Consider the following 13,260-nt stretch of genomic DNA (forward strand, 5'->3'; position numbering starts at 1 on the left):
CCGCGGTGCGGCGGCCGACGACGTCCCCGTTCGATGTCACCTACGTCCAAGGAGAGTGCGATGTGCGGAATAACCGGCTGGGTTGATTTCGACCGCGATCTGACCACCGAGGGCCGCGTCGTCCAGCAGATGGTGGACACCCTGGCGCTGCGCGGGCCGGACGACGAAGGGGTGTGGCTGAGCCCGCACGCGGCGCTGGGGCACCGGCGCAAGGCGGTGATCGACCCCGCACACGGCGCGCAGCCCATGGTCACCCCCGAGACCACGGCCGACGGGAAGCCCGTGGCCGCGATCTGCTACAGCGGCGAGGTCTTCAACTTCCAGGAACTGCGCGGGGAACTGCGGGAACGCGGCCACCGGTTCCGTACCCGGTGCGACACCGAAGTGGTGCTGCGCGCCTATCTGGAGTGGGGCCCGGACTTCGTGGAGCGGCTGAACGGCATGTTCGCCTTCGCGATCTGGGACGGCCGCAGTGACGAAGTCCTGCTGTACCGGGACCGCCTGGGCATCAAGCCGCTGTTCTACTACCCCACCAACAACGGCCTGTTCTTCGGCTCCGAACCCAAGGCGATCCTCGCCCACCCGGACACCAAGGCCGCCCTGTCCCTGGACGGGCTGCGGGAGATCTGCTCGTTCCTCCGCATCCCGGGCCGGACACCGTTGAGGGGGATGCGGGAGGTACGGCCCGGACACCTCCTGCGGGTGCGCAACGGCCAACGCCGGGAGGAGAAGTACTGGGAACTGCCCGTACGGGAGCACACCGACGACCGGGCGACGACCGTACGGACGGTGCGCGAACTGCTCGACGACACCGTCACCCGGCAGCTCGTGGCCGACATCCCGCTGTGCAGCCTGCTGTCCGGCGGCCTGGACTCCAGCGCGCTGACCGCCCTCGCGCAGAACGCTCTCGACCCCACCCGGAGCCGCCAACTGCGCACCTTCTCCCTGGACTTCGCCGGCCACGTGGAGAACTTCCAGCCGGAGCCGATGCGCGCCGACCCCGACGCCCCCTTCGTGGCGGAACTGGCCCGGCACGTGGGCACCAGCCACCGTGAAGTCACCCTGAACACCGCGGACCTCGCCGCCCCGGACACGCGGGCCGCGGTGTGGAAGGCCCTGGACCTGCCCTACGGCATCGGCGACCACGGCCCGTCCATCTACCTGCTGTTCCGGGCGATCCGCGAGGAGGCCTCCGTCGTCCTGTCCGGAGAGGCGGCGGACGAACTCTTCGGCGGCTACCTGTGGTTCCACGACCGGAAGGCCGTGGAGGCCGACACCTTTCCCTGGCACGCGCTGGGCGACAAGACCGTCGAGGAACAGTCCACCGCCTTCCTCGACCGCGACCTGGTCCGCGAGCTGAACCTCCCCGAGTACATCGCCGACGAGTACCGCACGGCCGTGGCCGAGGTGCCGCACCTGGAGGGCGAGAGCGCCGCGGACCGGCGGATGAGGACGGCCACCTATCTGAACATGACCCGGTTCCTGCCGATCAACCTGGACCGCAAGGACCGGCTGAGCATGGCCAACGGCGTGGAGGAGCGCATCCCCTTCTGCGACCACCGCCTGGTCGAGTACGTCTACAACGTGCCCTGGTCGATGAAGACCTTCGACGGCCGGGAGAAGAGCCTGCTCCGTGCGGCCACCCAGGACCTGATGCCCCGGTCGATCGTGGAACGCAGCAAGGCCCCCTACCCCTCCACCCAGGACTCCGGCTACGACGCGGCGCTGCGCGAGCAGTTGCAGAAGATCGTCGCCGAACCGGCCTCGCCGGCGCTGCCGTTGTTCGACCTGGACGCGGTGCACCGGCAGCTCGGCGAGGACCCCGGCGTGCCGTCGTCGATGACCAAGCGCGCCCTCCAGGACGAGACCCCCGTACGGCTCGACTTCTGGCTGCAGGAGTCCGACGTGAGCCTCGACCTGACGCACTGAACCCCGGGCGCCCGACCGTCACTTGCGCAACGCAAGGGGCCCGCGGCACACAGCGGCCCCCGAACACCCAAGGAAGTCAGGAGAGTTGATGAGCACGTCGGACGCGCACCCGGCGAGGGTGGGCTGGTTCGAGATCACGGCCGTCGAACCGTCGCGCAGCCGGGAGTTCTACCAGGAGCTCTTCGGCTGGACCTTCGACGCGGCCGGGAGCGGCGACGCGTACAGCACGATCACCGCGCCCGGCGCCGCCACGAGCATGGGGGCGCTGCGCCGCGGCGACCGGGACGCGCTGTGCGTCAGCGTGGTGTGCTCCGACGCCGCGGCGACGGTCCGCGCCCTGGAGCCGCTGGGCGCCACACTCGCCGACGAGCCCGAGCGCACACCGGCGGGCGACATCCACGCGGCGATCCTCGACGTACGGGGCAACCGGCTCGGGCTGCTGGAGCCCGCCGTACCGTCTCCGCCCGCTCCCGCCGCCCCCGGGCTGAACGCGACCGCGTTCTTCGAGATCGGCACCACCGACCTCGCCGCGACGCAGAAGTTCTTCCTGGGCGCGTTCGGCTGGAGCACCGAACGCGACACGGCGGCCGAAGGCGTGGCCTACTACAGCATCCAGGCCCCCGGGCTCGGTGAGATCGGCGGCGTCCTCGACCTGTCGGGGATGGAGGGCATGAGCGACTACGCGATCCCCGGACTGCGCGTCGCCGACGTCCCCGACGTACTGGAGCGCACCGAAGCGGCCGGCGGAATCCGGGTGATGGGACCGGTGCCCGACGCCAACGGCCTGGTGATCGGCCAGTTCCTGGACCCGGCCGGCAACCGGTGGAGCGCGTTCGCCCTGCCGACGGACCAGTGAGAGCCATGCCGGTTGCCGTGTATGTGCTGGGCGTTGCGATCTTCGCCCTCAACACCACAGAGATCATGGTGGCGGGGCTGATCCCGGGGATCTCCAGCGACCTCGGCGTCTCCGTCGCCGCCGTCGGCTACCTGATCTCGGTCTTCGCGTTCGGGATGGTCGTCGGCGGCCCGCTGCTCACCGTCGCCATGCGCAGGATCGAGCCGAAGCGTTCGCTGGTCTGGCTGCTCGTCGTGTTCGTGATCGGCCAGACGATCGGCGCACTGGCCGGGGACTATTGGGTGCTCGTCGTGGCGCGGGTGATCACGGCGCTGGCCGCTTCGGCCTTCTTCGGGGTGGGCGCCGCGGTCTGCGTACGGCTCGTCGGCGCCGAGCGCCGCGGCCGGGCGATGGCAGTCCTCTACGGCGGCATCACGGTGGCCCAGGTCATCGGACTGCCCGCCGCGACCCTCATCCAGCAGCACTTCGGATGGCGGGCGAGCTTCTGGATCGTCGCAGCACTGGCCCTGCTGTGCGTCGGCGCGGTCGCGCTGAAGGTCCCGGCCGGCCGGGACAGCGAGGCGCTCGATCTCCCGTCGGAGATGCGGGTGTTGCGCAACGCGCGGCTGTGGGGCGCGTACGCGACCAACGCCCTTGTCATCGGGTCGGTCGTGACCGGGTTCAGCTTTCTGTCCCCGATCTTCACCGACGCCGGAGGCTTCTCGCCGTCCACCGTGCCCCTGCTGTTCGGCGTGTACGGCGTGGCGACCGTGGTGGGCAACACCGTCGTCGGGCGCTTCGCGGACCGCCATACGCGGCAGATCCTGCTCGGCGGGCTCATCGCGTTGATCATCGTGCTGACCGGGTTCGCGCTGACGCTCACCCACCAGGTGCCGTCGGTCGTGGCCACCGTGCTGCTCGGCCTGATCGGGCTGCCGCTCAACCCCGCGATGGCCGCCCGCGTGATGTCGGTGTCCAACAACGGCGCGCTGGTCAACGCCCTCAACGGGTCGGCCATCAACGTCGGTGTGGCCATCGGGCCCTGGCTCGGCGGCCTGAGCCTCGACGCGGGGCTCGGCCTGTCCGCGCCGCTGTGGATCGGCGCGGTCATGGCGGCGGTCGGGGCCGCGACCCTCACCCCCGACTTCCGGCAGCGCGCGGCCCCACTCCGGCAGTCCGTCCCGGCCACGACGGCATCCGTCGCCGACGAGGGCGGCAAGGCGCCCTGACGCCCCGCACAACACCCCCTTCCGCACCCGGTGTTCCGGTGCCCCGACGAAAGGACGACAGTGTCCTGGCCGACGCAGAACGAGACGAAGACCGCCCGGGACCAGGGCCCCGCACCGCACGACGGCATCCGGCAGCTGTCCGCAACGGCCGTACGGGACCGGCTCGTCGTCGTGGGCGCGGGCGCCGTCGGCGCCGCTGTCGCCTGGGCCGCGGCCCGTGAGGGCGTGGCCGGCGAAGTGGTGCTGCTCGACCCCGAGCCCGGCAGCGGGGCCTCGCGCGTCGCCGGCGGCATGCTCGGGCCGGTCACCGAGGCGTGGGCGGGGGAGCCCGAGGTCCTGGAGATGGGTTCCGCCTCGGTGGCGCGCTGGCCCGCGTTCGCCGACGCGGTGGCGGCCGACGCCGGCCGCCCGGTGGGGCTGCGGACCGAGGGCATTCTCCAAGTGGCCGTCGACTCCGCCGATGTCGCCTCCCTGGACCGGATGGTCAAGCACTTCCAGGACCGCGGACACCACGGCATCGAGCCGCTCACCGGGGCCGAGGCCCGCCGCCGCGAGCCCGCCCTCGCCCCGTCGGTGCGCGCCGGCCTGGCCGTACCTGGCGATCTCGCCGTGGACAACCGCGCACTGCTCGCGGCGCTCACCGCCGCCTGTGAGACGCAGGGCGTGATCACCTGCCGCGCGCAGGGCGCCCGGGTCGTCGACGACGGCGATCGGGTCACCGGCGTCGAGGCCGGGGGCGAACTGCTCGCCGCCGAACGCGTCGTGGTCGCGGCCGGGGCCTGGTCGTCGGCGCTGCACCCGGTACTCGCGGACCGGGTGCGGCCGGTGAAGGGCGAGATCCTGCGGATCCGCGCCCGCCCCTCGTCGCCGCCGCCCCCGGCGCACACCGTCCGCACGGCGGTCGAGGGGCGGCCCGTCTACGTGGTGCCGCGGCCCGGGGGACGGCTGGTGGTCGGGGCGACGACCCACCACGAGGCCGGTTTCGACGCGGACGTGCTCGTCGGTGGGGTCCGCAATCTGCTCACCGACGTGGAGCAGGTGCTGCCCGGCGTCGCCGACTACGCCCTGGAGGAGACCGCCGCCTCGTTCCGGCCCTGCACCGAGGACAACGTGCCGCTGCTCGGTCCCGTCGGCCCCGACGGGCTGTTCGCGGCCACAGGGCACGGACGCAACGGGCTGCTCCTCGTACCCGTCACCGTCGACGCCCTCACCGCGGCGCTGAGCGGCGAGGGCCTCCCCGGCGTCGCCCGCCCCGCGGCCGCGGCCCGGGCCACCGTCTACGCGTGACGCCTTCGGCGTCCAACGCGCCGGGCGGCACGAAGGCGCACCGGCACGCCGCACAACACCCCACCCAGACCCCGGAGTTCGGGCGACCGAGACGAAAGGACGACAGTGTCCTGGCCGACGCAGAACGAGACGAAGACCGCCTTCGAGACCGGCCTCCCGCCCCACCACGGCATCGACCACGTCATCGTCGTGGGCGCCGGACTGGCCGGCCTCGGCGCCGCCCACGAGCTGACCAAGCAGGGCACGCGCGTCACCGTGCTGGAGGCCTCCGACCACCCCGGTGGCCGCACCAGAACGCTGCGCGCCCCCTTCTCCGACGGGCTGCGCTCCGAGGCCGGCGCGATGACGGTCACCAACCAGTGCGACTACACCGTGCACTACCTCCGGGAGACGGGCCTGGAGACCGAGCCGAGCGACCTGGTGGGCACGGACTTCTCCTACCACCGCAGCGGCACCCGGATTCAGCCGGACAGGACAGCCGACCACGCCCCCCTCCTCGGTCTGCACCCGCACGAGAAGGACCTGAGCGTCGAGGAGATGGTCGCCCGGTACGTCACCGGCCCGAACAAGGAGATCGGCCCGGAACTCCTGTCGCCGGACTGGAGCGTGTCGCCCCAACTGCTGGAGCTCGACGGCCTGTCGGTGAGCGAGGTGCTGGAGAGCCGGGGCGCCTCCGCCGCCGCGGTCAGCCTGATCGAGCCGCTGTTCCTGGAGATGCGCGGCGGGGAACTGGGCTCCGCCTCGGCGATGGCGTGGGCCCGCTACGAATCGGGCCCCCGCTCCCTGTTCGACGAGGGCACCCGGTGGAACAAGATCAAGGGCGGCACCGACATGCTCGCCCGAGCCCTGGCCGGCAGGATCGCGGACCGCGTCGTCTACCGGGCGCCCGTGGTGCGCATCGCGCAGGACGACCACGAGGCGCAGGTGACCTTCCTCGACCGCAACCGCCTCCGGTCGCTGAGCGCGGACCGCGTCATCGTCACCGCGCCCTTCAGCGGGATGCGGCGCATCAACCTGGCGATGGCCGGGCTGTCGGCCGAGAAGCACGCGACCATGCGCCGGATGCGGTACGCGTCGGCCACCCGTATCGCCCTCCAGATGCGCCGTCAGTTCTGGCCGGAGAAGCAGCTGATGCTGTCCACGGACGGACCGGTCGGGACCATCCGCGACGCCACGCCGCGGCGTCCGGAGGGCCGCAAGATCCTCGAATGCTGGCTCAGCGGCTGGTCCGCGCAGGCGGCGGCGAGCATGGGCGAGGAGGAGCGCATCGACTTCGCGCTCGCCGAGACCGAGCGGGTGCTTCCCGGGGCGCGGGAGAACTTCGAGCTGGGCACGTCCATCGCCTGGGACAACGAGCGCCACATCGAAGGCGCGTACATCCTCCCGGAGCGGGGGCACCACGAACTCATGGAGCACGCCCGACGTCCGGAGGGCCGCCTGCACTTCGCCGGCGAGCACACCGCCTACGAACCCAACGGCGGGTCGATGAACTACGCGCTGGAGTCCGCGGTCCGGGCGGTCCTGGAGCTGTCGCGCGCGTGATGCCGCACTGTGCCGCGCGCCGGGACGGATCAGGCGCGGCCGAGGCGGGCGCCGAACTGCCGGAAGGCCACGCGGAATTCCTCGGGTTCCTCGACGGTGACGTCGGCGTCGAGGAAGGCGAGCGCCGGCAGCAGCCACTGCCAGGAGTCGAGTACGAGCACGGCACGGGTGCCGCCTCCCTCCAGCGCGGTCAGGTCGACGTCCTGACGGGTGAAGGCGTCGGCAACCGCCGCCATGGGCGCTTCGATGGTCAGCACCACGCGCTGCCGGTATCTGTTGATGCCCTCGCGCAGATAGTCGAGGCCGGTCTCGGCCGGCAGCGGGCGCAGCGAGAACGTGCGGCTCAGCACCCGCAGTTGGGCGGCGCGGTCGAGGCGGAAGACGCGCCAGTCCTCCTTGTCGATGTCCCAGCCCAGCAGATACCAGCGCTCGTGCAGATGGATGTGACGGTGCGGCTCGACCAGGCGTGTGGTGGCCTGCCCGCTCGCCCCCACGTAGTCGAACGTCACCACGCGCTCGTGCGCGATCGCCTCGGCGAGCGTGCTCACGGTCTGCGCACTGGTGCTGGGGGCGGGCGTCGGCATCGTCTCCAGGCTGGCGCGCAGCGCGGCCGCGCGGGGCCGCAGCCGCTTGGGCAGATACTGGTCCACCTTGCCGTAGGCGCGGATCGCCGCGTCGTCGATGCTGCCCTCGCTCGCACTGCCGGTGGAGCCGAGCGCGGCCAGGCCCAGGAGGGTCGCGATGGCCTCGTCGTCGTCGAGGACCAGCGGGGGCATGGCCTGCCCGGCCGCGAGCCGGTAGTAGCCGCCCGGCCCCGGCTGCGTCTCGACCGGGTAGCCGTAGCCGCGGAGCCGTCCGATGTCGCGCCGCAGAGTACGCGCGGGGACGTCCAGCCGGGCCGCCAGCTCCTCGCTCGTGAACCTCTTGCCCGACTGCAGCACGACGAGCAGGGCGAGGGTCCGTTGCATCACGTCAGCCACGGACCCAGCCTCACAGAAATGGCGGCCGTTTTCCGGCCGCATCCTGTCCTACGGTCGTGACTATGGCGCATCAGAGCATCCGGATCCGCGAAGCTCGCACCCACAACCTGCGGCACCTCGACGTCGAGGTGCCCCGGTCGCAGGTCGTGGTCTTCGTCGGGGTGTCCGGCTCGGGCAAGTCGTCCCTGGTGTTCGACACCATCGCCGCCGAGGCCGGCTACCAGCTCAACGAGACCTACCCGCCGTACATCCGCAACCGCCTGCCGAAATGGGCCCGTCCCGAGGTCGGCCACATCGAGGGGCTCTCCCCGGTGGTGGTGATCGACCAACGGCGGCTGGGCGGGAACGCCCGCTCCACGGTCGGCACGATCACCGACATCTGGACCTACCTCCGGCTGCTGTTCTCCCGGGTGAGCACCCCGCACGTCGGCGAGGCCACCTCCTTCTCGTTCAACGACCCGGCCGGCATGTGCCCCACCTGCTCCGGCCTCGGCGAGGTCGTGGCCAGCGCCGTCGACCGCTTCGTCGACCCGGACAAGTCGCTGAGCGAGGGCGCCGTACTGCTGCCCGGGTTCGCCACCGGCGGCTACTGGTACTCCAACTTCGCCGATATCGGCGTCTTCCCGCTCGGTACGCCGCTGCGCGACTGGAGCCGGAACGAGCGGGACGCGCTGCTGTACGGCACCGGAGCCGCCGGAGCGGTGGCGAAGAAGCTGCCCAAGGACTACGAGGGCGTGGTCGAGCGGTTCGAGCGCATCTACCTGCGCAGCTCCGACGACATGTCCGAGCGCAAGAAGGAGACGCTCGCCAGGTTCACCCGCTCCGAGGTGTGCCCGGACTGCCAGGGGGACCGCCTCAACAAGGAGAGCCGGACCGCCACGGTGCTCGGCCACACCATCGGCGAGCTGGCGCGGATGGAAGTCAGCGAACTCGCCGGGCTGGTCAAGGGGGTGGGCGAGCCGAGCGTGGCGCCGGTCGTGGCCGCGCTGAGCGACCGGCTCCAGGCGATGGTCACCATCGGGCTCGGCTACCTCCACCTCGGCCGCGGCACCCCGACTCTCTCCGGTGGCGAGTCGCAGCGCATCAAGACGCTCAGGCACCTGGGCAGCAGCCTCACCGAGATGATCTACGTGTTCGACGAGCCCACCGTCGGACTGCACCCCCACGACGTCTCCGCCATGACCGAACTGCTGGGGCAGCTGCGGGACAAGGGCAACAGCGTCCTGGTCGTCGAGCACGACCCCGCGGTCATGGCCATCGCCGACCAGGTCATCGAGGTCGGACCCGGCGCGGGCGAACAAGGCGGCACGCTCGTCTACCAGGGCAGCTTCGACGGGCTGTGCCGGGCCGGGACCGCCACGGCCGCCGCGCTGACACAGCACCGGCCCGTCAAGGACGATCCGCGTACTCCGGGGGAGCACATCACCCTGGCCGACGCCACCCGCAACAACCTCAAGAACGTGACCGCGGACATCCCCACCGGCGTGATGACCGTGCTCACCGGCGTGGCCGGCTCCGGGAAGACCAGCCTCGCGGACGAACTCATCGCCCAGCACGACGCCGTCGTCATCGACCAGAAACCCGTCAGCGCCAACCGCCGCTCGACGCCCATCACGTACACCGGGATCGCCGCCCCCGTCCGCAAGCTCTTCGCCCGCCACAACGGCGTCTCGGCCGGCCTCTTCAGCTCCAACTCCACGGGCGCCTGCCCGGACTGCAAGGGCCTCGGAGTCATCTACACCGACCTGGCCTTCATGGAGGAGCAGGCAACGGTCTGCGAGACCTGCCAGGGACGCCGGTTCACCCCCGAGGTCCTGCAGTACACGGTCGACGGGCTGTCCATCGCCGACATCGACGACCTCACGATCAGCGAGGCCATCGACCGGCTCGGGGACCGCGCGATCGTCAGGGCGCTGCGCCACCTCGACGAGGTGGGGCTCGGCTACCTCCGCCTCGGCCAGCCGCTGACGACGCTCTCCGGAGGCGAGTGCCAGCGCGTGAAGATCGCCAAGGAGCTCCGCGACTCCACGCGCCCGGCCCTCTACATCCTCGACGAGCCCACCACCGGCCTGCACCTCCAGGACATCGACACCCTGCTCGGCCTCCTCGACGGGCTGGTGGACCACGGGCACACCGTCGTACTGATCGAGCACAACCTCGACGTCATCCGGCGGGCCGACTGGATGATCGACCTCGGTCCCGGACCCGGCAGGCACGGCGGGCAGGTCCTCTATCAAGGACCCGTCGCCGGCGTCACCGGCACGGCCACCGCCGAGGCGCTGCACGAGGACGGCTTCGCCACCCCGGCCGCGCAGCCGTCCGACGCCCAGGCCGGCCGTTGACATCGCGCCGCGGCCCCTCCCGCCACGGTTCCCCTTCCGGACGGTGGACACCGCACCCGGCTCCTACACCGCCTCGTCCTCCGAACGGCCCGCCCCCTCATCCCAGTTCGACTCCTCCGAGACCGTCTCCCTGCTGAACCGGAAGCCGATTCCCCGGACGGTGACGATCCACTGCGCGGAACCGAGCTTCTTGCGGATGCTGCTCAGGTGCGTGTCGATGGTCCGGCTGGCCAGCGACGTCACTTCCGGGTCCAGGGTGTCGTAGGCCCATACCCGCTGCAGCAGTTCGGACCGGGAGAAGATCTTCCCCGGCTCGGCGGCGAGCAGATGAAGCAGCTCGAACTCCTTACGGGTCAGTCCGATGAGCCGGCCGCCCACCCGTACCTTGCGCAGATTGGGGTCGATCTCCAACTGGCCCGCGACGAGCACCGGTTGGAGCGTCGCACGGGCCCTGCGCAGCAACGCCCCGAGGCGCGCCATGAGTTCACGGCTGGGGTAGGGCTTGGAGATGCAGTCGTCGCACCCCCCTTCCAGGGCCAGCACCCGGTCCAGCTCGTGCAGGGAAGCAAAACCGATCATGGGGACACTGCTGGCGTCCCGGACCTTCTTGCAGAGCGTGAGTCCGTCGAAGTCGTCGAGGTCGAGATCGATGAGTACGACGTCGAACTTGCGGAGGGTGGCCATGGCCTCGGGCCCGGTCTGCACCTTTTCGGTCTCGAACCCGTGGCGCTCAAGGTCTTTGACCATCTCCTCGGCGCCCTCACAATCCGCGACGAGCAGTACGCGCGCGTCCTGGTCGTTCAACGCTTCCCCCTCTCTGGTCGGTGTGGCCATAACCTCGCAGGGTTCCCCCGTAGTCACTGTTAAGCCCGGATGATCGCGCGAACGTGGCGCTTTTCCCCTGCTCGGCCTTCCGGAGGCCGCCGCGGGCCGAGCGGGGCCCGATGGATGCCGTCCCGCCAACAGATGGCCCGCATCCCTGTCCTGGGCCCCGGCATGCGCCTGACGTGTGCGCGAAGGGCGCCTCCTGCTGCCGACTCCTCCGGTGGCGAGGATGTCACCGCACGACGAATCGCGGAGGCAGGAAATCCCGTCTCCGGCTGAATAGTCGGTAACAGGATGTGAACGGCGTCGGCCAGCCGTGACGGTTGGTCAGCGTGTCGAACTTCAGGTGCCGCATGGTGGCCGGCAATTGAGCGGTCGCACCGCACCAGAAACGCACGAGCCCACCTCGCCTCTGTAGCCCCTACCGCCTCTGTGGCCGGTAGCTTAGATCGTGACCGGGGCCATCGTCTGCGTCTTGAACCGAACGACTACGCAGGGGAAGCCCGCGTGCCCGGCGCCGACTTCGCATGAAAGGCTGGTGCGCGTGGTCGGTACATTTTCCGCGGCGTCGGCCGGACGGGAGACCGTGGGCGACGCGCGTGGTGTCCGGGGAGGATTGCGTTGAGCGAGACAGTCGCGGCCGGTTTCTACGAGCGCATCGACGAGGGGCTCTACAAGCCGACAGCCCATGTCAGCGGGGCGTGGCGCAGGGACGAGCAGCACTTCAGCCCGGTCAGCGCTCTGATCGTCCATGAGATGGACCGTCATCTCGCTCCGCAGAACCGGCCGGACATGCTGCTCAGCCGGATCAGCTTCGACATCCTCGGGAAGATCGCCCTCGACGAGACCCGCGTCACCGTGGAGACGGTCCGGCCGGGCCGCACCATCGAACTGATCGAGGCCACGGTGACCATCGCGGAACGGCCCGTGGTCCGCGCCCGCGCCTGGCTCCTCGCGGCCGGGGACACGAGCGAGGTGGCGGGCGGGGCGGCCGGGCCACTGCCCGCCCCCGAAGGGCTGCCCTCCTGGGACCTGTCCTCCCGCTGGTCCGGCGGGTACATCGCGGCCGTCGAGGCCCGGCCCGTCGGTACGCCGCAGCCCGGCCGTACGACGGTGTGGCTCTCCACGCCGCTCGCCGTCGTCCAGGGCGAGCCGAGCAGTCCGATGGCGAACTTCGTCGCCCTCGTCGACACCGCGAACGGGATCGCCGTCCGTCGGCCCCCGGAGGAATGGCTGTTCCCCAACGTCGACTTGTCTCTCCATTTCCACCGGCAGCCCGCGGGCGGCTGGACGGGGCTCGACACGAGTGTGGTCTTCGGCGCCACGGGCCAGGGCGTGACCAGCACGGTCCTCCACGACGTGAACGGGGCGGTCGGGTCCGCCCAACAACAGCTCATCGTGCGCCCGCAGGCGTAAGCGCAGCCGTAACCGCAGGCCCACCCGTAGCGGCCATCGCAGGCTGACCGCGTGCGGACACCATGCCGTCTGCCGGCGGCCACCGACACACCCAGGAGCGAGAGTTCATGTCCGAACAGGGCGGCCAGGGGCTGCCGGCCGAGGCCGCGGTCCGCAAGGCGCGCGTCGCACGCATGGTGCGGCGCGTCCTCGCCGTGCCCTTCTGGGGGCTGCTGGCCCTCCTGATCGTCTCCTGGCCCGCAGGGACGATCTATCCGACGACGGGGTGGAACGCGGCCCGGCTCCTCACGCCGCTGCTGCTGATCCCGGTCACGCTGCTGCGCGCGATGCCCACGACGCGCGTCGTGGGACTCTCCCACTACGAGAGCCGCCGCTTCAGCCGCAGGCCCGGCTGCCTCGTCGGAATCGGCTTCTTCTTCGGGGTTCTCACCCTCACCGGGGCCGCCAGCATCCTTGCCCCGGCGCTCGTTCCGACGACTCCCGCGACCGCCCATGTCACCAGGTGCGAGTCCGACGGACGCCACGACCATGTCACCTGCTATGGCAACTGGACCGTCAACGGCGCCCGCGAGACCGGCCGTACGCTGCCCGTGGTCGCCGAGCCCGGCACCACGATCCCGGTCAAGGTCAGCCAGATCGACAACGGCATCGCGTACGGGCAGCTCTCCGGTGGACGTGAGGGATTCGGTGTCGCGGTCGCGGCGGCCGGTGCGCTCGCGGCGGGGTGGAGCGTGTACGAACTGCTCGTCGCCCGCGGCCGGATCCGCCGCAGGTTCGACGACGTGATCGCGGGACGCGCCACCGTGCCGGGGCGGGTCCTGTCCACGCGGCCCAGGCCGAACTGACGGCGAGCGCGGCGCTCGCCGCACGCCGTG

General features: G+C 71.2%; 10 protein-coding genes. 8 read left to right on the top strand and 2 right to left on the bottom strand.

The features are described 5' to 3' along the window. Positions 1-60: 60 nt before the first annotated feature. The 5 genes from asnB (at position 61) to AC3AGO_RS32325 (ending at position 6,822) form a co-directional block, all read left to right on the top strand. Positions 61-1,929, top strand: a complete 1,869-nt coding sequence (gene asnB / locus AC3AGO_RS32305; RefSeq protein WP_487823824.1) for an asparagine synthase (glutamine-hydrolyzing) — start codon at positions 61-63, stop codon at positions 1,927-1,929. An 88-nt stretch (positions 1,930-2,017) separates the two neighbouring features. Then, positions 2,018-2,785 (top strand): VOC family protein, encoded by a 768-nt coding sequence (locus AC3AGO_RS32310; protein WP_487823825.1) that lies wholly within the window; start codon positions 2,018-2,020, stop codon positions 2,783-2,785. A 5-nt stretch (positions 2,786-2,790) separates the two neighbouring features. After that, a complete protein-coding gene (locus AC3AGO_RS32315; protein ID WP_487823826.1) occupies positions 2,791-3,993 on the top strand; it encodes an MFS transporter in 1,203 nt (400 codons plus the stop codon). 60 nt (positions 3,994-4,053) lie between these two features. Further along, complete coding sequence (gene thiO / locus AC3AGO_RS32320) at positions 4,054-5,280, top strand: glycine oxidase ThiO (protein WP_487823827.1); 1,227 nt, start codon at positions 4,054-4,056, stop codon at positions 5,278-5,280. A gap of 105 nt (positions 5,281-5,385) precedes the next feature. Next, positions 5,386-6,822 carry a flavin monoamine oxidase family protein gene (locus AC3AGO_RS32325; RefSeq protein ID WP_487823828.1) on the top strand — a complete coding sequence of 479 codons (1,437 nt, stop codon included), beginning with the start codon at positions 5,386-5,388 and terminating at the stop codon, positions 6,820-6,822. 29 nt (positions 6,823-6,851) lie between these two features. Here AC3AGO_RS32325 and AC3AGO_RS32330 read toward each other — a convergent pair whose 3' ends face one another. After that, positions 6,852-7,802: a helix-turn-helix transcriptional regulator gene (locus tag AC3AGO_RS32330; RefSeq protein ID WP_487823829.1), complete on the bottom strand. Its 951-nt coding sequence runs from the start codon at positions 7,800-7,802 to the stop codon at positions 6,852-6,854. Positions 7,803-7,864: 62 nt separating this feature from the next. Between AC3AGO_RS32330 and AC3AGO_RS32335 the strand changes: the two genes are divergently transcribed. Beyond that, positions 7,865-10,144, top strand: coding sequence for an ATP-binding cassette domain-containing protein (locus AC3AGO_RS32335; protein WP_487823830.1), 2,280 nt, complete (start codon positions 7,865-7,867; stop codon positions 10,142-10,144). 63 nt (positions 10,145-10,207) lie between these two features. Here AC3AGO_RS32335 and AC3AGO_RS32340 read toward each other — a convergent pair whose 3' ends face one another. Further along, a complete protein-coding gene (locus AC3AGO_RS32340; protein WP_487823831.1) occupies positions 10,208-10,948 on the bottom strand; it encodes a response regulator transcription factor in 741 nt (246 codons plus the stop codon). Positions 10,949-11,584: 636 nt separating this feature from the next. Here AC3AGO_RS32340 and AC3AGO_RS32345 point away from each other — a divergent pair. Both AC3AGO_RS32345 and AC3AGO_RS32350 read left to right on the top strand, forming a co-directional pair. After that, a complete protein-coding gene (locus AC3AGO_RS32345) occupies positions 11,585-12,385 on the top strand; it encodes a thioesterase family protein (protein WP_487824892.1) in 801 nt (266 codons plus the stop codon). Positions 12,386-12,492: 107 nt separating this feature from the next. Continuing rightward, a complete protein-coding gene (locus tag AC3AGO_RS32350) occupies positions 12,493-13,230 on the top strand; it encodes a hypothetical protein (protein ID WP_487823832.1) in 738 nt (245 codons plus the stop codon). Positions 13,231-13,260 lie beyond the last annotated feature (30 nt).

The sequence above is a fragment of the Streptomyces sp. BL1 genome (assembly GCF_057628045.1).